The 23,611-nt window shown below is 73.0% G+C and carries 18 protein-coding genes and 1 pseudogene; 11 read left to right on the top strand and 8 right to left on the bottom strand.

Translation table 11 applies throughout. The features are described 5' to 3' along the window. Window positions 1–66 precede the first annotated feature (66 nt). The 3 genes from ACSU6M_RS18585 (at window position 67) to ACSU6M_RS18575 (ending at window position 2,071) form a co-directional block, all read left to right on the top strand. The gene (locus tag ACSU6M_RS18585) at window positions 67–651 is read left to right on the top strand and encodes a DinB family protein (protein ID WP_437075208.1); all 585 of its coding nucleotides are present in this window, start codon (window positions 67–69) and stop codon (window positions 649–651) included. Between the two features lie 150 nt (window positions 652–801). Continuing rightward, a complete protein-coding gene (locus ACSU6M_RS18580; RefSeq protein ID WP_437070874.1) occupies window positions 802–1,134 on the top strand; it encodes a hypothetical protein in 333 nt (110 codons plus the stop codon). A 676-nt stretch (window positions 1,135–1,810) separates the two neighbouring features. Next, a complete protein-coding gene (locus ACSU6M_RS18575) occupies window positions 1,811–2,071 on the top strand; it encodes a hypothetical protein (RefSeq protein WP_437070873.1) in 261 nt (86 codons plus the stop codon). A gap of 248 nt (window positions 2,072–2,319) precedes the next feature. On the opposite strand, the gene ACSU6M_RS18570 is transcribed toward ACSU6M_RS18575, so the two are convergent. After that, a complete protein-coding gene (locus ACSU6M_RS18570; RefSeq protein ID WP_437070872.1) occupies window positions 2,320–3,027 on the bottom strand; it encodes a PaeR7I family type II restriction endonuclease in 708 nt (235 codons plus the stop codon). 229 nt (window positions 3,028–3,256) lie between these two features. Between ACSU6M_RS18570 and ACSU6M_RS18565 the strand changes: the two genes are divergently transcribed. The 3 genes from ACSU6M_RS18565 (at window position 3,257) to ACSU6M_RS18555 (ending at window position 7,027) form a co-directional block, all read left to right on the top strand. Next, the gene (locus ACSU6M_RS18565; RefSeq protein ID WP_437070871.1) at window positions 3,257–4,933 is read left to right on the top strand and encodes an Eco57I restriction-modification methylase domain-containing protein; all 1,677 of its coding nucleotides are present in this window, start codon (window positions 3,257–3,259) and stop codon (window positions 4,931–4,933) included. A 272-nt stretch (window positions 4,934–5,205) separates the two neighbouring features. Beyond that, on the top strand, window positions 5,206–6,291 hold the full coding sequence (locus tag ACSU6M_RS18560; RefSeq protein WP_437070870.1) for an aldo/keto reductase: 1,086 nt from the start codon (window positions 5,206–5,208) through the stop codon (window positions 6,289–6,291). A 64-nt stretch (window positions 6,292–6,355) separates the two neighbouring features. Next, a complete protein-coding gene (locus tag ACSU6M_RS18555; RefSeq protein WP_437070869.1) occupies window positions 6,356–7,027 on the top strand; it encodes a type 1 glutamine amidotransferase domain-containing protein in 672 nt (223 codons plus the stop codon). A gap of 153 nt (window positions 7,028–7,180) precedes the next feature. On the opposite strand, the gene ACSU6M_RS18550 is transcribed toward ACSU6M_RS18555, so the two are convergent. Then, entirely contained in the window at window positions 7,181–8,110 is a 930-nt protein-coding gene (locus tag ACSU6M_RS18550) for a LuxR C-terminal-related transcriptional regulator (RefSeq protein WP_437070868.1), read from the bottom strand. Window positions 8,111–8,443: 333 nt separating this feature from the next. Between ACSU6M_RS18550 and ACSU6M_RS18545 the strand changes: the two genes are divergently transcribed. Together ACSU6M_RS18545 and ACSU6M_RS18540 are read left to right on the top strand one after the other, a co-directional pair. Further along, window positions 8,444–8,776: a MerR family transcriptional regulator gene (locus ACSU6M_RS18545; RefSeq protein WP_437070867.1), complete on the top strand. Its 333-nt coding sequence runs from the start codon at window positions 8,444–8,446 to the stop codon at window positions 8,774–8,776. Between the two features lie 279 nt (window positions 8,777–9,055). Beyond that, on the top strand, window positions 9,056–9,259 hold the full coding sequence (locus tag ACSU6M_RS18540) for a cold-shock protein (protein ID WP_053661143.1): 204 nt from the start codon (window positions 9,056–9,058) through the stop codon (window positions 9,257–9,259). A gap of 154 nt (window positions 9,260–9,413) precedes the next feature. Here ACSU6M_RS18540 and ACSU6M_RS18535 read toward each other — a convergent pair whose 3' ends face one another. From ACSU6M_RS18535 to ACSU6M_RS18520, 4 genes are all read right to left on the bottom strand, one after another. Continuing rightward, complete coding sequence (locus tag ACSU6M_RS18535; RefSeq protein ID WP_437075206.1) at window positions 9,414–11,537, bottom strand: peptidoglycan recognition protein family protein; 2,124 nt, start codon at window positions 11,535–11,537, stop codon at window positions 9,414–9,416. A 218-nt stretch (window positions 11,538–11,755) separates the two neighbouring features. Then, window positions 11,756–13,396 carry an ATP-binding protein gene (locus tag ACSU6M_RS18530; RefSeq protein WP_437070866.1) on the bottom strand — a complete coding sequence of 547 codons (1,641 nt, stop codon included), beginning with the start codon at window positions 13,394–13,396 and terminating at the stop codon, window positions 11,756–11,758. Between the two features lie 1,047 nt (window positions 13,397–14,443). Further along, complete coding sequence (locus ACSU6M_RS18525; protein ID WP_437070865.1) at window positions 14,444–15,382, bottom strand: TIGR03943 family putative permease subunit; 939 nt, start codon at window positions 15,380–15,382, stop codon at window positions 14,444–14,446. A gap of 123 nt (window positions 15,383–15,505) precedes the next feature. Continuing rightward, window positions 15,506–16,486, bottom strand: coding sequence for a permease (locus tag ACSU6M_RS18520; RefSeq protein WP_437070864.1), 981 nt, complete (start codon window positions 16,484–16,486; stop codon window positions 15,506–15,508). A gap of 152 nt (window positions 16,487–16,638) precedes the next feature. Between ACSU6M_RS18520 and ACSU6M_RS18515 the strand changes: the two are divergent. Continuing rightward, window positions 16,639–18,560, top strand: a pseudogene (locus ACSU6M_RS18515) (NAD-binding protein). Between the two features lie 275 nt (window positions 18,561–18,835). Here ACSU6M_RS18515 and ACSU6M_RS18510 read toward each other — a convergent pair. Then, window positions 18,836–20,626: a prolyl oligopeptidase family serine peptidase gene (locus tag ACSU6M_RS18510; RefSeq protein ID WP_437070863.1), complete on the bottom strand. Its 1,791-nt coding sequence runs from the start codon at window positions 20,624–20,626 to the stop codon at window positions 18,836–18,838. 131 nt (window positions 20,627–20,757) lie between these two features. Here ACSU6M_RS18510 and ACSU6M_RS18505 point away from each other — a divergent pair, with 131 nt between their 5' ends. Together ACSU6M_RS18505 and ACSU6M_RS18500 are read left to right on the top strand one after the other, a co-directional pair. Beyond that, entirely contained in the window at window positions 20,758–21,588 is an 831-nt protein-coding gene (locus ACSU6M_RS18505; protein ID WP_437070862.1) for a class I SAM-dependent methyltransferase, read from the top strand. A gap of 59 nt (window positions 21,589–21,647) precedes the next feature. After that, window positions 21,648–22,469 carry an SURF1 family protein gene (locus ACSU6M_RS18500; protein ID WP_437070861.1) on the top strand — a complete coding sequence of 274 codons (822 nt, stop codon included), beginning with the start codon at window positions 21,648–21,650 and terminating at the stop codon, window positions 22,467–22,469. Here ACSU6M_RS18500 and ACSU6M_RS18495 read toward each other — a convergent pair. Continuing rightward, a complete protein-coding gene (locus tag ACSU6M_RS18495; protein ID WP_437070860.1) occupies window positions 22,439–23,599 on the bottom strand; it encodes a hypothetical protein in 1,161 nt (386 codons plus the stop codon). The two genes, ACSU6M_RS18500 and ACSU6M_RS18495, sit on opposite strands and share 31 nt — an antisense overlap. Window positions 23,600–23,611: the final 12 nt, after the last annotated feature.

The raw sequence follows: 23,611 nt of genomic DNA, 5'->3' as shown, positions 1-23,611 counted from the left end.
GCCAGCCGTTGCGGACCACGTACGGGATCTTGAGACCACGAACAGCCCATGGAAGGCTCATTCCGCATGATCGATGAATTCGCGAAGGACAACCTGCACGGGAGACTGCGGCGGGACCGCAATACGCTGCTCTGGAAACTCGACGGCTTGTCGGAATACGACGCCCGCCGACCTTTGACAGCGACCGGGACCAACCTCCTCGGCCTGGTCAAACACGTGGCCACCGTCGAGGCCAGGTACTTCGGCGAGGTCTTCGACCGCCCTTCCCCGGAACCGCTGTGCCGGTGGCAGGACTCCGACGGCAGCGATCAGTGGGCGACCGAGGACGAGACCCGCGATCAGATCATCGAGTTCTACCGGCGCACGTGGGAACACTCGGACGCGACGATCAACGAGCTTCCCCTCGACGCCCCCGGCCACGTGCCGTGGTGGGCGGAGCCCTATCCCAACACGAACCTGTTCGCCGTCATGCTCCACGTCCTCACCGAGACCATCCGGCATGCCGGGCACGCCGACATCCTGCGCGAGGGCCTCGACGGCCGGACCGGGGTGCGCGCCGAATACGAGCAGCCGATCGACGAGGAAGCCCGTGCCGCCTACCGCGCGAAGATCGAGCAGGCCGCCAGGGCGGCCACATCAATCAAGGCTTAGTCGGACATATCAGGCAGCCTGACATCAACTCCCCTACCGGCACTTGCGAATTCCGAGCACCCGGCCACCCGATATCCCCGCGTCGCCTGACCCGCTGGCACCAAGTTGCTCCCCGAGGACAAATCCTCTGGGGGAGCAAGCACAAAAGGCATGCGTACCTTCGAGGCCGACGAGTTGCTCGACAAAGTCCGCGACGAGCTGGAGGACCTCAAGGGTGTCCTCGTAGAAACCCATGCCCTGCCTAACTGCGACGTCTCGAGGCGCTCGCCGTGCCCCAGTCCCGGTGGAAGAAGCTCACTCGCACACCGGATCGCTCTGACGACCGTCCGACTCCGTTCGGTACAGAACAAGGCACGACGGAGAAAACGCACCGCGTTCCTCCGGATGTCGCCAGCACCGAACCGGTTCCCGCCCCTGATCTTCGAAGTGCTGCTGGAGGACCACGACGCAGCGCGCCGGCAGGGCGAGCGTTCGGGTCGCTGAGGCGGAAGCCAAGCCGCGTGCGCAAGGGGTCGGTGTCCGCCAGCGATCCAGGGCGAGCGAGGTGGTCGCTGGCGATCTTGCAGACTTGGTCGACCAGGGCGGCCGGGACGGGCACTGCCGGGGACGGAGTCGGATCACCGGGAGGCAGGGCCGGGTCGGGCGCGACCGCATGAGGGTGATCCCGAGGAATCCGTGTCGCTCCTGCTTGGGGCCCACGAAGTGCCGGCCCGGTCGGCACAGGCTTCCCGGCGAGGGCGACCAGGTGGGCAGTGAACCTCAGGAGGCTCAGCAATGAGTGAGACCCTTCCCCCGTGGTCTGACTGCGAGAGGGCTGCCCCCATCGGCACCGCAGCGACGGGGGCGCATGATGCCATATGTCAGTTGCTTACGCGCTCAAACGGCCCAAACTGGTGAGGCATCAGCAGTCTGCGCTAGGTTTCGAAGCAATCTCAGGTGCGCCCTCGGCGTCACCTGTCCGCGCCCTGGGCGGCCCGGCTTCACGCTGGGGTGCCAGGAAGAGCAGACGCCTGCAGGAGCAGTGGCCGGCACCACTCCCTGTCGGGCCCTGTTGGCTCCTCGGAGCCGCCCCCCTTTGCAGTACCGCAGCATCAACGTGGGGCCGTAGCCCCGAACTGCATTCTTGTGCCGGCGGGAAGCCAGTTCGACCATCGCAGCCATGGTCGGACTGCTCCCGCTGGGAGGTCCGACCACTCTCAGAGAGGCCGGAACCTTGGGCGACAGCTTGATCCTCGCCACACTGACGATCTCCAGCGTGATCACCGTGGCGCTCTTTGCCATCAAGGGCACGCTGGATCAGCTACCTGATGTCCTGAACTCATGGCGTCGGGCTGTCCAGGCGATGCGTGGACATGCCGAGCGTCGTCAAGGTGAGGATGAGCCTGCGAGTCACGACGACCGACGCGCAGCTGATCGATAGTCAGGCAGCAAGAGCAGGTGGCGGGCCCGGTGCTGAGCAGGGGTAGAGCATCAAGCGCCTGCGGGGTCCGTCAGTGCAGGTGAGCGCCACACCCGCCACCCCCTCGCTGTTCAGAGGCCGCATACCCCATCTGGTGTGTGGCCTCTGTCGTGCTTGCGGGGCGCGGGACGGGCTCCGCTGGGCGGGGCTCGGGGGTGGTGTCGTGCCCCGGCTCGGCGTCCTGGCGGCAGGGGTCTGGCTCGGGGGAATCAGGAGGGGCGGTTGGCGCAGTACTTGGTGAGGTGGTCGGTGAGGGATTGCATGAAGGTGGGGAAGTCGATTCCGGTGCTCGGGGGCGGTTGTCTGAGGGGGCTTGCGGGGGTGGTGCCGGACAGGAGGAAGCAGGCTCCGTCGTATATGCCGGTCTCCAGGAGCCGCTGGCACAGCACGCGGTAGCGGTGGGCGTAGGAGGGGTTGGTGCCGTAGGTGGGGTCGACGGGGAAGGCGGCGGTCAGTTGGTGGGGGGCTTCGCGGGTGGTGGACTCTGCTTCCTCGAGGATGAGGACGTAGCCGAGCCAGGGGTGGAAGCCGTCGACCTTCTTTCCGAGGAGGCCCTTGTCGTAGCTGAGCCTGAGGTCGGTCGCGCTGCCGACCGCTTCCTCGCTGCGGTTGTTGGAGTTGTTGCCGACCTTCTTCGCGTCCTGGGATTTCATCTCGATGGCGAACACCAGACGGTCACCGTCGAGGGCGATGACGTCCCAGTCCTTGCGTGCTCGGTAGAACCCCGGAACGCGGGCTTCCCTGCCTTGCAGGAACGTGATGGGCGTGCCCTTGCAGATTCTCCTGGCGTAGTCGATGACCAGGTTCTCGAGGGGGATCAGGTGCTTCCCGGCTCGTAGGTCGCTGGCTATCGCGCGGGCCGCCCACATCTCCTGCACGGCCTGCGCCAGCGCCTCGTCGTCCCAGGTCGGTTCCATCTCCGTACACGCCCCCCTTGTCGGTTTCCGTCCGTGACGCGTTCGAGTCCTCGGGTCCGGGTGATCAAACGCGCTCGCCCACGCTAGGGCATCGGTCCGGCACGCGGTCCGGGGGGCGGACACCTCCTTTATTTAGTTACTTACTCACTCGTTCGCTCCCTGTCATGGCGTGACTACAGGGTGTGGAGGGGAGCCAGGGTTCCGTGGGGGTGGGCGGTAGTGTCCTTGCGTGGCAACCATCGCGCTGTTCGGCACCGACGACCTCTCCCTTCCCGAGTCTCTGCAGGAGGCCGTGGAGCACGGCGAGGTGTTCACGCGTGCCTGGGTGGTCGAGCTCATCCTGGACCTTCTCGGCTACACGGCGGAGAAGGACCTCTGCGAGGTGAGGCTGGTGGAGCCGGCCTGCGGGGGTGGCGCGTTCCTGCGGGTCGTCGCGTCCAGGATCAGTGCCTCTTGCCGGGCGCACCGGCGGCCCCTCACCGATGCGGTCGGCGCCGTGCGCGCCTTCGATCTGCTGGACCGCAATGTCGAGCAGAGCCGCGCGCTGGTCGCGGAGACGCTGCGCGGGGAGGGCTGGGGGCCCGAGGACGCGAGGAGGGTCGCCGCGGCGTGGGTCAGGCGGGGGGACTATCTGCTGCAGGCGGACGACGATCATCGTGCCGACTACGTCGTCGGCAACCCTCCGTACATCCGGCTGGAAGACGTTCCCGACGACCGGATGGCCGCGTACCGGGGGGCCTGCTCGACGATGGGCGGCCGGGCCGACATCTACATCGGGTTCTACGAGGTGGCGTTGCGCAGCCTGAACCGGGGCGGGCGGCTGGGGTTCATCTGTGCCGACCGCTGGATGCGGAACCAGTACGGACGACGGCTGCGGCAGATGGTGACCCGGCACTTCAGCATGGACCTCGCCCTGGTGATGCACGACGTCGACGCGTTCGAGGAGCAGGTCTCCGCCTATCCCGCGATCACGCTGATCTCGAACGGGCCTCAGGGGGCGGCGGTCGCCGCGGACACGAACCGGTCCTTCGGGGCGCAGCAGGCGCGGGACTTCGCCGACTGGTATCTGAAGGGCGAGCCGGCGACGGTCGCCACGGACGCGTACCAGGCTGCCCGTATGCCGCAGTGGTTCCCGGGGGAGGACTCGTGGCCGGCCGCGTCGCCGGCGCGGCTCGCGGTGCTTGAGGACCTCACCGAGCGGTTCCGGCCCTTGGAGGACGCGGCGACCGGGACGAGGGTCGGGATCGGCATCGCGACCGGCGCGGACAAGATCTTCCTGACCAAGGACGCCGGTCTCGTCGAGGAGGACCGTCTGCTCCCCATGGCCATGGTGCGCGACACCACCAGCGGCACGATCGACTGGGACGGCACCTATCTGGTCAATCCCTGGACGGCCGACGGCGACCTGGTCGACCTCGACGCGTACCCGCGTCTCGCCGCCTACCTGGGCAGGCACGGTGAGGCGCTGCGCAAGCGCTATGTCGCGGCCAAGCAGCCGCACCGCTGGTACAAGACCATCGACAAGGTCGACCACCGGCTCACCCGTCGCCAGAAACTCCTGTTCCCGGACATGAAGTTGAGGATCCATCCGGTCCTCGACGAGGGTGGTCTGTACCCTCACCACAACCTGTACTTCATCGTCTCGGACGTCTGGGACATGCGCGTACTCGGTGGCCTCCTGCTGTCCAGGGTCGCGGAGGCGTTCGTGGGGGCGTACGCGGTCAGGATGCGTGGCGGCACCCTCCGTTTCCAGGCGCAGTATCTGCGGAAGATCCGTGTCCCCGATCCGACGACCCTCGACGAGAGCGACCGAACCGCTCTCGCCGAAGCCTTCGACAAGCGGGACGTGGCGGCTGCCACCGAGGCCGCTCTGCGTGTCTACGGGATCGCCGGGCTGCCCGACTGAGCGGCACGGAAGTCGCAGGGGCGCGAACTGCCGGGCTGCTGACGGTCGCAGAAGCAGGGGGACCTGTCGCGCTCTTGTGTCCGGGCGGCTCTACGACGCCGTCTCCCCGGCCGGTTGACCGGCGAGGGGCGCTGCCGACGTGCAGTTTCCTGCAGCGTGCTGTGCAGCTTTCGCGGGTTGTTGGGGTGGGAGGGGCGGGGCGACGCTGGTCGGGAGCGGCGGTCGAGGTCGGTGGGGCGCCGCTCCTGTGCCGAGTTCGTGAGGAGAGGGACGTGTCCGAGGACGTCGTGTACCGGGGAATGACGATGCGGGAACTGGGTGGGACGGGGATGCAGATCTCCCGGATCGGCTTCGGTTCGTGGGCGGTGGCCGGGGGCGGGTGGCGTTTCGGGTGGGGTGCCACCGATGACGCCGAGTCGGTCGCCGCGATCCGGCGGGCCGTGGAGGCGGGGGTGAACTGGATCGACACCGCCGCCGTGTACGGGCTCGGGCACTCCGAGGAACTCGTCGGCAGGGCCCTGGCCTCGCTGCCCGAGGAGGAACGGCCGTACGTCTTCACCAAGGCCGGACTGGTCTGGGACCCGGCCGATCCGCTGGCCTCACCCCGGCGGATCATGAAGCCCGAGAGCGTGCGGCGCGAGGTCGAGGACTCCCTGCGCCGCCTCGGCATCGACACCATCGACCTCTACCAGGTCCACTACCCCGACACCGGCGAGTCCCTCGAGTACGCCGGCAATGGACATGGCGCCCTCTCCCCCAACGCCACACCGCTGGAGGAGTACTGGCAGACCATGGCCGATCTCAAGGCCGAGGGCAAGGTCCGCGCGATCGGACTGTCCAACCACTCCGTCGAACTGCTCGAACGCGCCGAGAAGATCGCCCACGTCGACGCCGTCCAGCCGCCGTTCTCCGCGATCAACCGCTCCGCCGCCCAGGAGATCGCCTGGGCCCACGCCAACGGCACCGGCGTGATCGTGTACTCGCCGCTGCAGTCCGGGCTGCTCACCGGCACCTTCACCGCCGAACGCGCCGCCGCGCTGCCCGCCGACGACTGGCGCTCCGCCCACGCCGACTTCACCACCCACCTGCCCGCCAACCTCCAGCTCGCCGAGGCGCTGCGGCCCATCGCCGCACGGCACGCCGCCAGCGTCGCCGAGGTCGCCATCGCCTGGACCCTGGCCTGGCCCGGCATCACCGGCGCCATCGTCGGCGCCCGCCGCCCCGAACAGGTCGACGGCTGGAAAGGCGCCGCGACCCTCCGGCTGACCCCGGCCGACCTCACCGACATCACCACCGCGATCACACAGTCCGGCGCGGGCACCGGACCCGTCCGGCCCGTCGGACCGGCCCGGCCGTGAACGCGCCCGCGCATCAGCTGCCGGTTCGGCTCCCCCGCCCGCCACGCGACCCGAGGACATCGCAGTGACCCATCGCCTTCTCATGGTGCTGACCAGCGAGGGCACCCTCGGCGACAGCCGCAGACCCGGTGGATTCAACGCCGCCGAGGCCGCCCATCCGTGGGCCGTGTTCGACGCGGCCGGTTGCGAGGTCGACCTGGTCAGTCCGCAGGGCGGTGAGCCGCCACGGGACGAGGTCGATCCGGACGACCCCGATCAGACCGCCTTCTTCAGCCGGCTCGCCTCCCGGCTGGCCGACACCGCGCGGCCCCAGGACGTCGACCCGGAGCGCTACGACGCCGTCTTCTTCGTCGGCGGACACAGCACGATGTGGGACTTCCCCGACAATCCCGAGCTGGCACGGCTGGGCCGGGTCGTCTACGAGCGCGGCGGCGTGGTCGCGGCCGTGTGTCATGGGCCGGCCGCGCTGGTGGGGCTCACGCTGTCGGACGGGTCGTATCTGGTGGACGGGAAGCGGGTCGCCGCGTTCACCAAGGCGGAGGAGATCGCCGCCGGGATGATCGACCTCGTCCCGTTCGTGCTCTCCGACCGGCTGATCGCACAGGGCGCACAGCATGTGGCCGCCGACGACTGGGCGGAGAACGCGGTCCGTGACGGCCGGCTCGTCACCGGACAGAACCCGGCCTCCGCCCGCCGCACGGCCCAGGAGGTCCTCGTCGCCCTCGGTCGTTCCTGACCGCCTTCACGGCCGGCCGTGCCCCTGACCGCCCGCACGGCCGGCCGTCCTCTCCCCCCTCGCCCTCAGCGCAGACCATCCCCCAGACCCGCCCGCGCCCCCTGCCCGGCCCTCGTGACCAGCCCCCCTCCTGCCCCCCGCCCGCACTCCCCCTCACAACCACCCCCGCTCCTTCGCCCGCAGCGCCGCCTGAAATCGGCTGTTGGCGCCGAGCCTGCGCATCAGATCGGCGACGTGCGCGCGGAACTTGCGTACCGAGACGTTGATCGAGCGGGCCGCCGCCTCGTCGGTGGCGTGGCGGGTCAGGGCGTGCAGTACGCGTCGTTCGACGGCCGACAGCGGCATGTCGTCCAGGTCCCTGGCCCGGGACCACATGCCCTCGAACACCTCGACGAGGACGGTCACGAGGCCGGGCTGGCGGATCTGGAGCGCGCCCGCCCACGGGTCGGAGGGGTCGGCCTGGACGAACGCCACGGACCGGTTGACCACGGCCATGTGCCGGAACGTTTCATCTGTGACGCGGTGCAGGTCACCCAGGGCGTGCAGGGACCGCGCGTAGTCCTCCTGACCGGGTTCGTGCAGGACGTGCGCGGAGACCAGGGTGCGGCTGCGCAGCCCGAGGGACAGCAGCCGGGTGAACGCACTGCCGTCGTAGGTGGCCTCGGGCTCGCGGGGCCGTGTCTTCAGATGGGCGAGCTCACCGGGCCGCCGGTCCAGCAGCGCCTGGATGCGGGAGGTGACGGACTCGGCGTCCGTCAGATGCTCCACCATCTGCACACTGCGTCCGCTGCGGTGCTCCTCGGCCAGTTCGGCGAGCACGTCCCAGGCGACGCTGAGCTCGGCCAGCCGCCGCTGGGCCTCCTCCACCCGCCGGCGCACCAGCAGGTCGACGGCGGCCGCGGGGGTGGCCACCGTGCACTCCCCGTGGATCAGCCCCAACGCCCGCAGTTCCGCGGCGACCTGCGCCACGTCCGGGATGCCCAGCTCGACCCGCGCCCGGTCGAGCTCCGCGCACGGGCTGCGCAGCAGGAAGCGGTACAGCCGTTCCTGGTCGGCGGTCATCCCCAGGTGGGTGAGCCCCATGGTCATCGCCTCGCGGACCGTTCACCGGCGCGGCGGGCCGGCGGCGGTGCGAGGCGCGGGCGCGGGCGCGGGCGCGGGCTGGTCACCGTGATCCTTACGGTCTTCATGTCGACCTCCTGCCGACGGGACTGAGTCATCCACAAGACAACGGAGGGCCACCGAAGCTGACAGCGCCGGAATGTGCCGCTGGTCACATCGGCCGGCTCTGCGGATCGGCGTGGGGGGAGGCCCGAGGCGGGGCGGAAACCTGTCGGCGCCGCTCCACCTCTTCGGGTGCGGCGACGCTAGGGTTGGGGCATCAGAGAATCACACAGACGGGACCGCAGGCTGCACATGCCCGCCGAGAACTCTCCCCACCACCATCTGGACGACGACGACTATCCCGCGTACACCATGGGCCGGGCCGCCGACATCCTCGGCGCCACGCCCGCCTTCCTGCGGGCCCTCGGCGAGGCGAAACTGATCACTCCGCGGCGGTCGGAGGGCGGTCACCGCCGCTACTCCCGCCATCAGCTGCGTATCGCGGCCCGCGCCCGTGAGCTGGTCGACCAGGGCACGCCGGTCGAGGCCGCCTGCCGCATCATCGCCCTGGAGGACCAGCTGACGGACGCGCTGCGGCGCAACGAGGAGCTGCGCCGCCGGCTCGACGGCTCCGACGACGCCTGATCCGCGCCGCCCGGCCGGACGCTCGGATAACTGCCTTCGCCGTTGCAGAATTACCCTCGGGACGCCTTTAATTTCCGTAATCCCTTGGGCTGAGAAATGGAAATATGGCAGGCGGTCCGCGACGGCCTGTGTTAGCGTGATAACTGTTGCAGTTTTGATTGCCGGAGTTTCTTTGCGAAGTCTTCCGGATCTTTCCGGTATCACCGGAGGGCGATCATCGCGGCGACTCGGGATCCGCACAGTGCGGTTTCCGACACTTGCCTCCAAGGGAGACTCAGTATGGCAACTGGCACCGTGAAGTGGTTCAACGCGGAAAAGGGCTTCGGCTTCATCGAGCAGGACGGCGGCGGCGCCGACGTGTTCGCCCACTACTCGAACATCGCCACCTCCGGCTTCCGCGAGCTTCAGGAAGGCCAGAAGGTTTCCTTCGACGTCACGCAGGGCCAGAAGGGCCCGCAGGCGGAGAACATCGTTCCCGCCTGAGGCTGACGCACACCACGGGTCCGGGGCCCGCGCTCTCGCAGCGCGGGCCCCGGCCTGTTTTTCATTTCTCGTGGAATGCACCACTCGTGGAATGCACCAGGGGACGGCGCCGCGGAAGTTCCGCGACGCCGTCCCCTGCCCGCTCACGCGCGTATCACTTGAGGTAGACCAGTCCGTCCGTGGTGATCGTGGGCCGGCCCGCGGTGCCGACGACGACGATCTTGACGGTGTGCTTGGCGCTGGTCGACCAGGTCTTGGTCCAGATGGCCTGGCGGTACAGCGTGCTCGTCGACTTCAGGTCGACCGTGGAGACCTTGACGCCGTCCACGTAGACGTAGACCTGGCCCGAGCCGGAGGCGCGGGAGACCACCCAGGAGGCGGAGCGGCCGGTGAAGGTCCAGGTGAGGCTGGCGCCCTTCGCACCGCTGGAGTACGACTTGCCGCCCAGGTAGCTGGTGGACGAACGGGTGGTCCAGCTGCCCGACCTGACCGCCGAGCTCTCCTGGAGGATCACCGGGGTGTAGGCGGCGGAGGCGTCACGGTAGTTGCCGGCGTAGTCGGTCGCCCGCATGGTCCAGGTGGACGCCGTACCGGACGCCACCGTGCGGCTGGAGAGGGTGGCGGCGGCGCTGAAGACGGCGGTCTGCGGGGACGTCAGCTGCACCTGCCGCAGCGCCTTGTCGTCGGTCGCCTTCCAGTTCAACGTGACCGGGACGGCGGCGGTGTTCACCGTGCCGGTGCGCAGGGAGAGCTTCGGCGTGGTGGTGAACGTCGGCGCGGTGGTGTCGGCGACGACGGTCTGCGGCGTGGTCTCCACGGGCTTGCCGGACACGTGCACGGCCCGCACGGCGACGGTGTGGCTGCCCGGCGTCAGGGTGACCGCCTTCGCGGAGCCCGCGCCGGAGGTGGTGGCGACGACAGCGCCGTCGACCAGGATCTCGTACCGGGAGATCAGTGAGGCGGGCGTGGTCGACGACCAGCGCACGGTCACCGAGCTCTTGGTGTAGTACGTCGAGCCGGACGCGGTCGCGCCGGTCAGCGAGGTCACCTTCAGGTCCTGCACCGGGCCTGCAGCCCAGGTGCGGATCTTGGGGAGCTGGGCGTAGAGGGAGTTGCCCGGGCACTCCGTCTGCATGCCGTCGCGGTGGCCGGAGATCCGGTCGAAGGGGTACTTGCTGCCGGCGTAGAACTGGGTGCCGGCGTAGTTCTTCTGGGTCGCGCCCGCCGTCAGCTCCACCGTGCCCGCCGGGTCGGCGCCGGCCAGGCTCAGCTTCCAGGCCGCCACCCGGGCGACGGAGGCCAGGGCCGCGTCGGAGGCGGCGCCGGAGACGTAGTTGCCGAGGACGGAGACGCTGGTCGACTCACGGTTGAAGCCGTAGGTGTGCGCGCCGAGCACCGGCTTGTCGATGCCGCCCTTGCGGCCCTCGAAGATCTGGCCGCACTTGTCGACCAGGAAGTGGTAGCCGATGTCGTTCCAGCCGTTGCCTTCCTTGGCCTGGGTGTTCGGGTTGTCGGGCTCGGTGTGGTACGCGTAGATGCCCCGCACGATCGCCGGCGACTCGGCGCAGTCGTACTCGGCGCCGGCCGTGTGGTGCACGAACACGGCCTTCACGTCCGGGTTGTACTCCGACGGGTCCGGGCTGCGCGTCTCGTCCGCGCCCCACTCGGCGCGGCTGACGACCGGCGGCTGGGGCACGGTGGTCCCCTCGGCGGTCGCCGCGGTGGAGGACACGGGCGCCATGTCCGGCTGCACGGCGAACGCGGCCGGCTGCGGCGCGCTCATCCTCGTCTCGGCCTCGGTCACCACACCGGGGTCGACCATGGTGACGTCAAGTCCCTTGGGCAGCACCCCCGTTGTGCCGTCCTCGTGCAGGACCTGCACCTCGATGCCGTCGGAGGGCCCGACCCACATCGGGGCGGAGGTGCCGCGCATGTCCGCGTCCGGCTCGTCCGGCGGGGAGAGGTCCAGCTCCAGATTGCGCCACGGGCTCCACTCGCCCGTCTCCAGGCTGCGGGTGCGCACCTGCGCGGTGCCCTCCAGCTTCTTCAGCGCCCCGGTCCAGGTGACGCCGACGAGCGAGAACTGCTCGGTGTCCGTCCGCGGCAGCTCGCGCTCACCGCTGGCGGTGCCCTTCAGCGCCAGGTGGTACACCTGCACGGGCCGCTTGGGCTGCCCCTCGGCGGCCGGGCCGGCGGCGGGGTCGGCCACGGCGTAGCCCGCCACGCCCCCTCCGGCCAGGACCACGGCGCCGAGCGTCAGCCACGCCCGTCGCTTCAGGCTCAACGGTCTGTACGCGTGCGACGTACGTCGGCTCACGAAGAATCCACCTCAGATGAAGGCCACGGTCACGGGCCGCAGAAAGTCACGTCGGCCACAGCAGAAACATGCGTGGCCCACCGTATTGAGCCCGCACTGGCGTACGAACGTCACGCCGAACCGGCCCCAAGTGACGGAGATCACCGGGAGTTCGCGACGTTCGTGACGTATCCGGCGTCTCACCGGGTCGGCACCGGCAGCCCCGTCGCCGGCCGCGGTGTCGGGATGAACGGGACCCGCCCGCGGTCGCGGCCCGCGGTGCCGGACTCGATGTCGGCGATCAGCCCGTGCAGGGCCGCGCGGCCGTGCGGGGCGGGCAGCGGGGCCGGGAGCTCCAGGTCGAGCGCGGCCAGGGCACGCCGGGCGCGGTGCCAGGCGCGGCCGCGGCGGCCGTGGCGGTGGTCGACGAAGGCACGGGCGTAGCGGGCGAGCAGACACGCCCAGGTGTCCTCGCGCACATCCGGGTGGGACAGCGCCCGGCGCGCGCTGCGGCGGGCGGCGGCCGGATCGAACGCGGCCTGCGCGACGGCCAGCGCGGCGAGGCTCACCGCGGCCGACGGGCCGCCCGGGGAGTGCGGCGGGATGGTGTCGGCCGCCTCCCCGAAGTGCGCGGCGGCGGCCACCGGGTCCCGCTCGCGCAGCGCCAGCATGCCCTGCACATGGGCGATACGGCCGAGCGCGGCGTCGTCGCCCGCGAGGACCGCGGCCGGCCAGGCGCGGCCCAGCAGCGCGCGGGCGGCGGCCGGATCGCCGGGGGCGGTCAGCCAGGCCGCCAGCCACCCCGCGCGCACCGCCAGCGCACTGTCCGGCTCGCACCGCCGCAGCAGGGTGAGCAGCAGCTCGCGGCCGGCCTCGGCGTGGTCGTACACCACCCACCAGAACCACAGGCCGACGACCGTCTCCAGCGCGGCCTCGGTGTGCTCGGGCCGCTCCAGCGCGTGCCGCGCCACCGCCATGAGGTCCTCCTGCTCCTCCGCCAGCAGCCGTACCGCCTGCCGCTGGGAGCCCGCGCTCCACAGGTCCTCGGCGACCTCGGCCACCCGGCGGCCGTGGGTGACCAGCCGCTCCACGGCGACCGGGAACTCGCCCGCCGCGCGCAGCCGTTCGGCGCCGAAGTCGCGGGCGGCGGCGGTCATCCGGTAGCGGGGCGGATGCACCCCGCCGGGGTCGCCCTCGGGGCGCAGTACGCCGATCGCGCCGAGGCGGGCCAGACAGCCGGGCACCTCGTGCGGTTCGACACCGCCGCCCGCGCACAGGAACACCGCCGTCGACTCGGCGAAGGAGCCCGCGAAGACGCTGGCGCGCGCCCACACCACCCGCAGGGCACGCTCGTTCAGCGCGTACACCGAGCCGATCGCCGCGCGCAGCGAGCGGTGGCGGCGCGGGGCGCCCGGCAGCGGGCCGGACAACCAGCACTGGTGGCGCCGCAGCAACCGGGCGAGTTCGTCCGCCGTGTGCCGGCCGGTCTGTCCGGCGGCCAGCTCGATCGCCAGCGGCATCCCCTCCAGCAGACGGCACACCTCGTGCACGGCCGGCAGGTCGAGCGGGCCCTCGCCGCGCGCCCGCTCCAGGAACAGCCGCACCGCCGGGGACCGTCCGCCCTCGCCGTCCCGCGGCTCGGTCCGCAGCGGGGCGAGCCGCAGCACCCGCTCGTCCCCGAGTCCGAGGGCCGCGCGCGAGGTCACCAGCACCCGGACCTCCGGTACGGCCATCAGCAGCCGCTGCACCAGCCCGGCGCACTCGGTGTGCACGGGGTCGACGTCGTCGAGGAACAGCAGCAGGGGGCCACCCCGCGCGGCCCGGCACACGGCTTCGGCCACGGCGACGGGGCCGGAGGCGGTGGAGGGACGGGTGGTGGCCGGGGGCCCGGAGGGGGCGGTGGGGCCGGGGGTCCCGGACCAGGTGGCGGGTCTGGGGGCGCCCGGAGAGACGGCGGCACCGGCGTCGCCCGGCAGGGCGGTCGTACCGGGCGGGCCAGGTGGGGCGGTCGGGCCGGAGGCGCCCGGCAGCGCGGTCGGACCAGGTCCGGTAGTAGGCAGGGCGGTCGGGCCGGCGGCGCCAGGTGGGGCGGTCGGACCGGCGGCATCCGGCAGCGCGGTCGGACCAGGTCCGGTAGTAGGCAGGGCGGTCGGGCCAGCTGCAGCCGGAAGAGCGGTCGTACCGGCCGCGCCAGGTGGGGCGGTCGGACCGGCGGCGCCCGGCAGCTCGGTCGGACCAGGTCCGGTAGGCAGGGCGGTCGGGCCTCGGGTGAGGGAAGGGGCGTTGTCCCTCCTCTCGCCCTCGGCGGCTTCCCGTCCGGAGGCGGGCGCGGGAGGGCCGGCGATCGTCTCGGCCTCGCCCAGGACCCGCAGCACCCCCGCCGCCAGCGCCCCGGAGGGCTTCGGGCCGCCGCCCGGCCACCGCACCCGGACGACCCGCTGCCAGGGTCCGTCGGTCATGGCCGCGCACACCGCCGCCCCGAGCCGGCTCTTGCCGACCCCGGCCGGTCCGGTGACCGTCACCAGCCGGTGGGCGGCGAGCAGTTCGCGCAGCCGTGCGGTCTCCCCCGCCCGCCCGATCAGTCCCGTCGCACCACTGTCGTCGGAGGCGGGCGGGCCGTCGGCTCCGCCGGCGCTTGTCCACACTGTCGTTCACTCCCCGTTGCCGTGCCCGGCGCGACCCCGGAAGGCTGTGCAGAACCGTTCCTGCACAACCGCGCACCCGGAGATGCAGAACCGTCCCTGCATCCGCGCCACGGCAACCCCAACGCGCCACGCGCACGCCGGGTGGCGCACGCACCCGCGGGATCACACCCCTCGACGAAGAGCCGAACTCCAGTGCACGGGATCCCTCCGCACGGGGCGCGCCGCGCGGTGCGGGTCGGGGCGTCACAGCACGGAGGCGTCGTACGGGTCGCTCGGGGCGGGCACGGGTCGCGCCGAGGCGACCTCGACGTACGGGATCGGGCCCCGGTTGACCGGGTCGGCGGTCCGCGTCGGCGTGTACGTCCCCGTCACCTCCAGCCACATGTCCGGCTGGAGCACCGGCGGGACGCGGCCGGTGAGGCCGACCTTCACCGGACGGGCGTCGGCGGCGCAGCAGTTCAGAGTCATGCGCACCAGGTACGGCGTCCCGCTGCCGTCCAGGGCGACGAACCCGGTGATCCGGACCCGGCGGCCGTCCAGGGTGCGGCCGGCGTCGAAGGCGGCGCGGGCGGCGTAGTCGGCGAGGCCGAGGCGCAACGGCGCCCGCGGGTCCCCCGGCTCCTCGGCGGGCAGCGGCGGATAGGCGAGCGGCTCCGTCAGCGCCGTACCGGAACGCATCGCGCTGTGCGCGCCCGGCGCGGGCGGGGCGAGAAGGACCAGCACCAGCAGCGGCAGCACGAGCAACCAGGAGACACGCGGGCCGACGTGCCCGTGCGCGTCCCCGTCCCCGTGCGCGTCCCCGTCCCCGTGCCCGTCCGCCTCCCCATGCCCGTGCGCGTCCCCGTCCCCATGCCCGTGCGCGTCCCCATCCCCTGGGTCGTCCGCCTCCCCGCGCCCGTCCGCCTCCCCGCCCCCGTCCCCCTGCTCGGGCGCCTCCCCCCGCAGCTCCACTCCCGCGTGCCCGCCCTCGACCGCTCCCCGCCCCCGGCCCCGACCCCGCCCCGGCCCCCGTCCCCCGTACCAGGCCGTCGCCGCCGCGGCCGCGATCAGCACCGCGCCGCACACGGCCAGCGCCGGCCGCAGCCCCGCCTTGACATACCGCAGGGCCAGGTCGGTGGCGCCGGCGTGCAGCACGGACGCGCCCAGCAGGAACAGCACCGCGGCCTGCGCGGCCCGGTTCACCGCGCACCCTCCGCGCCCGCCGCCCGCCCGGGCGCCGCACCCGCCGCCCGGCTCACAGCGCGACCTCCGCGCGCCGGCGCGGCACTCGCGCCCCCGCCCCCGTCCCCCGCACCGCCGCCCGGCTCACAGCAGGACCGCCCCGGTCAGCGCCGACACCGCCAGGGCGACGGCGAAGGCGGCGGGGGCGAAGCGCAGGGCGAAGCCGCGGCCGAAGGTCGCCGCGTGCATGGCGGCCAGTTTCAGGTCCATCACCGGACCGACCACGAGGAACGCCAGCCGCGCGGTCGGCGAGAACTGGGTGAGGGACGCGGCGACGAACGCGTCCGCCTCCGAGCAGATCGACAGCAGCACCGCCAGCACGGCGAGCGCCAGCACGGACACCACCGGAATCCCGGCGACCGAGCCGAGCCAGCGCTCCGGCACCACCGCCTTCAGCGTCGCCGCCGCCCCCGCGCCGACCACCAGGAAGCCGCCCGCGTGCAGCACGTCGTGGCGCACGGAACCCCAGAACGCGGCCCACCGGCCGCCCTGCCCGTCGTGGACCGGACGGCGGGGCGGGCGCAGCCAGCCCTCGCGCCCCAGCCGCTGCCACAGCCAGCCCACCGCGCACGCCACCAGCAGCCCCGCCACCAGGCGGGCCACCACCATCTCCGGCGCGCCCGGGAAGGCGACGGCGGTCGCCGTGAGCACCACCGGGTTGACGGCCGGTGCCGAGACGAGGAACGCGAACGCGGCGGCCGGGGCGACCCCGCGCCGGATCAGCGCCCCCGCCACCGGCACCGAGGCGCACTCGCAGCCGGGCAGCACCGCGCCCGCGAACCCCGCGGCCGGTACGGCGAGCGCGGGCCGGGCGGGCAGCGCGCGGGCGAGGAAGGCCGCCGGGACGAACACCGCGATCGCCGCCGACAGCAGCACCCCGAACACCAGGAAGGGCAGCCCCTGGAGCATCACCCCGAGGAAGACGGCCGTCCAGTCCTGCAGCACCGGTGCGGCCAGCGCCCGCCGTACCGGGCCCTGGAGGACCACCCCCAGCATCAGGACGAGGACCGGCAGCAACGTCAGGTCCGGCCGGCGTCGCGTCCCGGCCGGCGGCTGATGGCTCACGCCCACGGGCCCCCTCCTGATCTCTCCCCGCGGATACGGACGACGGCCACCGGGCGTTCAGCCGCGCGGGAACCACCCTTGCGCATGCGGCAGTCTGTCCTGTCGTGGGGAGCGTTCCGAACCAGGGCGCGCCGGGCGGCGCGCACGCGCACATGGTGGTGTGCGGCGACGACGGGCTGGCGCACCGGCTCGCCGCCGAACTGCGCGGTGTCTACGGCGAACAGGTCACGCTCGTGGTGCCCCCGGCGCAGCGCCGGGTGCGCCGGCCGGTCGTCGGACGGGCCCGCGCGGCCTCCGCAGCGCTGCTGGACCGGATGGTGAACGCGGCCCGCGGCAACGGCGACGGCACCCCCGCCGAGCGGGTGATGGAGGCCGGTGAACCCACCGAGGCGGTGCTGGCGGAGGCGGGGGTGGACCGCGCGGCGGCGCTGGCGCTGGTGTACGACGACGACGAGACCAACATCCGTGCCGCGCTGACCGCCCGCCGCCTCAATCCGCGTCTGCGGCTCGTCCTGCGGCTGTACAACCGGCGGCTGGGCCAGCACATCGAGGAACTCCTCGACCAGGCGGCGGCGTTGGCGACCGGATCCCCCTCGGACGCCTCCACCGTGGTGCTCTCCGACGCGGACACGGCCGCGCCCGCGCTCGCCGCGACCGCGCTCACCGGCACCAGCAAGGTCCTCCAGACGGAGGGGCTGATGCTGCGGGCGGTGGAGCGGCGGCCGCCGGGTCCGGGACAGGTCGCCGCGCCGGGTCTGGCGACTCTCGCGCTGCTGTCCGCGACGAGCAACGACCCCGCGGGTACGGACGGTTCGGAGAGCAGCGGTGAGCTGGGGCCGCGGCTGCTGCCGGACGCCGCGGCGGTGCGGGAGGCGACCGGGCGCGGCACGATCGTGCTGGAGCACATGGCGCTCGGCTTCACCTCGATGATGTTCGGGCTGATCATCTCCTCGCTGGTGAAGACCGCCGAGAAGACCATGCCGCTGTGTCGTACGCCGGGGCCTCCGGCACGCCCGCCTCCGGGGTGCCGGCCTTCGGGTCGCTGTTCTCGCGGCGGCTGCGCTGGTCGCTGGCCGGGCTGGTCGGCTGTGTGGTCGCGCTGGCGGTGGCCCTGACGGTGGTGACCGGGGACCATCCGCTGCACGCCACGTATGTGACGCTGCTGGACCTGTTCGCCATCAACGAGCCCGCGCATCACGAGTCGACGGGCCGTCAGGTCCTGCAACTCCTCGCCGGGCTGCTGGGGTTGCTGCTCCTGCCGGTGCTGCTGGCCGCCGTCCTCGAAGCCCTCGGCGCCTTCCGCAGCGCGTCGGGGCTGCGCAAGCCGCCGCGCGGGCTCGGCGGGCATGTGGTGCTGCTCGGGCTCGGCAAGATCGGTGCGCGGGTGCTGATCCGGCTGCGGGAGCTGGACATCCCCGTGGTGTGCGTCGAGGCCGACCCGGAAGCGCGCGGGCTCGCCGTGGCACGGCGGCTGCGGGTGCCGGTGGTGCTGGGGGACGTCACGCAGGAGGGGGTGCTGGAGGCGGCGAAGGTGCGGCGGGCCCATGCGCTGCTCGCGCTGACCAGCGTCGACTCCACGAATCTGGAGGCCGCGCTGTACGCCCGTTCCGTGCGGTCGGATCTACGGGTGGTGCTGCGGCTGTACGACGACGACTTCGCGACCGCCGTGTACCGGACCCTGCGGGCCGCGCATCCGCATGCGCTGACGCGGAGCCGCAGCGTGACGCATCTCGCCGCGCCCGCCTTCGCCGGGGCGATGTTCGGGCGGCAGATCCTGGGCGCGATCCCGGTCGAGCGGCGGGTGCTGCTGTTCGCGGCGCTGGAGGTCGCCGGGCATCCGCAGTTGGAGGGGCGGACGGTGGGCGAGGCGTTCCGGGCCGGGTCCTGGCGGGTGCTGGCCCTGGACACGCGGTCCGGCGCCGAGGACGCGGGGTCGTCGGGGCTCGTGTGGGAGCTGCCCGACGAGTACGTCCTCGGCGCGGGCGACCGTGTCATCCTCGCCGCCACCCGCAGGGGGTTCGCGGAACTGCTGGGGCGCCGGGCCCCGGCCCCTGGGCCGAGGCCGGGCGGGTGACGCTTCCCGGCGCCGGCAGGGTGCCGCGTCGCCCACCCGTGCCGCCCCAGCGGCACGACTGCCCGCCGCTGCGCGGGTAGGACCGGCGGTCACTGCACGTCCCCAAGGGGCGCGGGGAACTGCGCGACCAGCCGCCCACCACCCGCAGCCGCGCAAAAGCGCCCGCCGCTGCGCGGGTAGGACCGGCGGTCACTGCACGTCCCCAAGGGGCGCGGGGAACTGCGCGACCAGCCACCCACAAGCCGCAGCCGTCCCCGACAGCCCTCAGCCGCCCCCTACGGCAGGTGCCGTTCCGCGAAGTCCAGCTCCAGGCGGACCTGCTTGATGCGCTCGTCGACGACCAGCGACCCGTGACCTGCGTCGTAGCGGTACACCTCGTGCACCGCCCCGCGGGCCTCCAGACGCTTGACGTAGTTGTCGATCTGGCGGATGGGGCAGCGGGGGTCGTTGACGCCGGCCGAGATGTAGACCGGAGCCTTCACCTGGTCGACGTAGGTCAGCGGCGAGGACGCCTCGTAGCGCTCGGGCACCTCCTCCGGCGTACCGCCGAGCAGGGTGCGGTCCATCGCCTTGAGCGCCTCCATCTCGTCGTGGTACGCGGTGACGTAGTCCGCGACGGGCACCGCCGCGATGCCCAGCGCCCACGCGTCCGGCTGGGTGCCGAGGCCGAGGAGGGTGAGGTAGCCGCCCCAGGAACCGCCGGTGAGGACGAGGCGGGCCGGGTCGGCCAGCCCGGAGGTCACCGCCCATTCCCGTACCGCCGCGATGTCCTCCAGCTCGATGAGGCCGACCCGGTGCTTCAGGGCGTCGGTCCAGGCCCGCCCGTACCCGGTGGAGCCTCGGTAGTTGACGCGGACGACCGCGTACCCGTGGTCCACCCAGGCGGCCGGACCGGCCGCGAAGGAGTCGCTGTCGTGCCAGGTCGGCCCGCCGTGGATGTCGAAGACCGTCGGCAGGGGGCCCGTCGCGCCCGCCGGCTTCTGCACCAGCGCGTGGATACGGCCGCCCGGCCCCTCCACCCACACGTCCTCCACCGGCACCGACCCCGGCGACTTCATCCCCGGCGGATCGAGCACCACCCCGCCGGAGGTGGACCGCACCGCGGACGGCGAGGCCGCCGACGACCACAGGTACTCCACACTGCCGTCGGGACGGGCCGTCGCCCCCGACACCGTGCCCGGCGGGGTGTCCACCCGCTCCAGCGCACGGCTCGCCAGGTCGTACCGGAACAGCTCGCTGCGCGCCTCGAAGCTGTGCGCGATCAGCAGCCCCGTACCGTCCGGGTACCACTCGGCGCTCACATCGCCGGGCAGCTCCAGCGCCAGGTCGGTCTCCTCGCCGGAGGCCACGTCCCACACCAGCGGCTCCCAGCGGCCGCGCCGCTGATGGCCGACGAGCAGCCGGGTGTCACCGGCGACCGGCGCGAAGCCCAGCACCTCCAGGCCCAGCTCGGCGGTGCCGCCCTTGGTGTCGTCCAGCTCGGCGACGGCCGTGCCGTCCAGGCGCAGCACGCGCAGCGCGGAGTGCATGGCGTCACCGTGCTCGGTGTGCTCGATGGCGAGCAGCGTGCCGTCGTGGGAGAGGTCGCCGACGCCCGCGGACTCGCGGTGCCGGTAGATCTCCACCGGCGCCTGCCCGGCCCGCGCCACGTGGATCGTCGTACCGTCGTCGTCCGTGGACCGCCCGATCACGGCCGTCGAGCCGTCCCGGCCGAGCGCGAGCCCGGCCGGGTAGGACGGCTCCAGGCCCGGCACGGCGATCTCGTCCTCGCCGCCCTCGAACGGCTGGCGGCGCCAGACGCCGAACTCGTCGCCGTCCTTGTCGTCGAACCACCAGATCCAGGCGCCGTCCGGGGAGAGCGCCCCGTCCGTGGTGCCGTTGGGCCGGTCGGTCACCTGACGCTGGGCGCCGGTGGCGCGGTCCCAGGCGTACAGCTCGTACGTCCCCGTCGCGTTCGACACGAACAGGGAGCGGTCGGGGGCGTCCTCGGCCCAGTCGGGCAGGGAGACACGCGGTGCGCGGAACCGCTTCTCCCACTCGGGCATGGCTTCTGCGTCGCTGCTCATGGCCCCTATCAAACCGGAACCGGGGCCCTGGTGAGTGCCACGCCGGGCAGGGTCCGCAAACCGGTGGCGCCGCCCCCACGGTGTGGATAACTTCGACCGGCAACCGACCGGCCCCGAAGGACCGCCCACCGATGAACCTGCACCCCGCCGACTGGCACGAGGCCAACCGCTCGCACTGGGACGAGCGGGTCCCGCTGCACGCGCAGAGCGCCTTCTACGACCTCGACGGCTTCCGCGCCGGCGCCGACCCGCTGCGCGACTTCGAACTGGCCGAGGTCGGGGACGTCACCGGGCGGACGCTCCTGCACCTGCAGTGCCACATGGGCCTGGACACCCTCGCCTGGGCCCGGCACGGGGCCGCGCGGGTGGTCGGCGTCGACTTCTCCGAGCCGGCCGTCAAGGTCGCCCGCGAGCTGGCCGCCGACCTCGGGTACGAGGAGGACCGGGCCCGCTTCGTCGCCTCGGACGTGTACGACGCGCCGCTCGCCGTCCCGGAGCCCTCGTACGACATCGTCTACACCGGCGGCGGCGCCCTGTGCTGGCTGCCGGACATCGAGCGCTGGGCCCGTACCGCCGCCTCGCTCGTCGCGCCCGGCGGATTCCTCTACCTCGCCGAGTTCCATCCGCTCACCGACGTGCTGGACGACGAGACCGGCTCGCGGGTGGTCGAGGACTACTTCACCCGCGACGCCCAGGTGTACGACGCGCCCGGCACCTACGCCGGGCGGGACGCCGACACCGTGCACAACCGCAGTGTGGAGTGGCGGCACCCGCTGGGCTCGGTGGTGACGGCCCTCGCGGACGCCGGGCTGCGCCTGGAGTTCCTGCACGAGCACGACGTCTCGCTCTTCCCGCGCTTCGAGAACTTCGAGGTCCGCGACGGCTACCACCGCTTCCCCGAGGACCGCCCGCGCATCCCGCTGATGTACTCGCTGCGGGCGAGGAAGCCGGACCGGCCCTGAGCCCCGCCCCGCCGACCCCGCGGCGGGGATCCGTACCCCCGACCCGTACCGTGGAAGGCGTGTACCGGTTCCTGCTGACACCCCGCTGGTGGGGCATCAACGTCTTCGTGCTGCTCGCCATCCCCTTCTGCGTGTTCATGGGCTCCTGGCAGCTGGGCCGGTTCGAGGAGCGGATGGACAACCACCGCACCGCGGACGAGAAGGCCACGGCGGACCGGCGGGAGGCCGCGCGGCCGCTGGCCGAGCTGCTGCCGGTGGACAAGGCGACCTCCGGCGAGCAGGCCACCGCCACCGGCCGCTACGCCGACCAGCTGCTCGTCCCCGACCGCGAGCTGGACGGCAGGAGCGGCTACTACGTCCTCACCCTGCTGCGCCAGGACGGCGGCAAGGCCCTCCCGGTGGTCCGCGGCTGGCTGCCCGGCACCCCCGACCCGGCGAAGGCCCCGGCGCCCCCGGCCGGCGAGGTGACCGTGACGGGCGCGCTCCAGGCGTCCGAGGTGCCCGGCGACAACGGCGTCAGCGCCCGCGGCGGACTGCCCGCCGGGCAGACGGCGGCGATCAGCTCGGCCTCGCTGGTCAACCTGGTGCCCTACGGCGTCGAGGACGCCTGGGTGACGCTCAACGAGGGCGACTCGGGGATGAAGGCCGTGCCCGCGAAGGCGGCGGCCCAGACCGGCCTGGATCTGAAGGCGTTCCAGAACCTCGGCTACACCGGTGAGTGGTTCGTCTTCGGCGGCTTCGTCGTCTTCATGTGGTTCCGGCTGCTGCGCCGCGAGGTGGAGCTGATCCGCGACGCGGAGATGGGCCTGGTGCCGGACGAGGACGACGCCTCCCCCGGCACCTCGCCGTCCTACGACCCGGAGAGCAGCCCGGTCCGGTAGACCGTCCCGGCGCACGCGTCGCCGATGGTGACGCTGGCGCCCGGCGCGCCCGGCTCGGCCGCGTAGGCCACGATGACGCTGCCGGAGGACGTCCAGTCCTGGGTGACCAGCTGGGTGGACATCCCGGTGTCCCCGCTGGTGGCCGCGGCGCCGTCGGTGGTGGTGCCGCCGCTGCCGCTGGAGGTGGTGGTCGCGTCGGTGGGGGTCGGCGTCGGCGTCGGCGTGGTCCCGCCGTCGGTGGAGCCGCCGTCCGTGCCGCCGTCGCCGGAGCCGCCATCGGTGCCGCCGTCGCCGGAGCCGCCGTCCGTGCCGCCGTCACCGGAGCCGCCGTCGCCGCCGCCGCTGCCGTTGCCCGTGGGGCACGCCTCGGAGGGCACCCAGCCGAACCTCACCTCGTAGGCGGCGCCCGGCAGCAGGACGAGCCGGCCCGCCTCCAAGGACGGGTCGGGCAGCCCGCCGGCCGCGTCCCCGGCGACATGGCTCGCCACACCGATCCGGCCGGGGTCGGCGGCGCCCTGGGCGAGCGGGGTCACGGTGCCGGGGCCGCTGACGGTACAGCTGCCGTCGCCGTTGTTGGTGACGCGGAAGGTGCCGTAGACCGCGCCCATGGAGTCGGGGGCGCCGAGGGAGCCGGTGGCGGAGAGCTGGTCGGCGGTGCACTCGGGGGCGCCCGAGCCGCCGGTGTCGGAGGATCCGCCCCCGCCGCCGGAGCCGGAGCCGCCGGAGCCGCCCTTGTCCGGGTCGGCGGGCCTGCCGCCGTCGGTGCCGCCCTTGCCGGCGCCGCCGTCGGTGCCGCCGCCCTCGCCCTGGCCGCCGTCCTCGCCCTTGCCCTCGCCGGCGCCGCCCTGGGCGGCCGCGCCGTGGCCGACGGGGGACGGGTCGGCGGAGCCGGTGCTGTTGGAGACGTGCACGAGCGCGGGGACGGCGGTGCCGAGGAACAGCGCGGCGGCCGCCATGCCGACGGCGGCCTGACGCTTGCGGGCGCGGCGGGCGGGTACCGCCCGGCGCAGATGGTCCAGGGTGCCGTCGCGGGGCTCGACGTCCTGCACCGCCTCGTGCAGCAGGCGGCGCAGTGCCAGCTCGTCCGAGCCGAGCCCCTGGGGGCCGAGTTCGTCGGGGCTGTCGTTCACGGTTCCGTTCCC

It is taken from the genome of Streptomyces sp. enrichment culture, from assembly GCF_964272895.1.
Taxonomy (GTDB): domain Bacteria; phylum Actinomycetota; class Actinomycetes; order Streptomycetales; family Streptomycetaceae; genus Streptomyces.
This window is presented reverse-complemented; position numbering and strand designations above follow the sequence as displayed.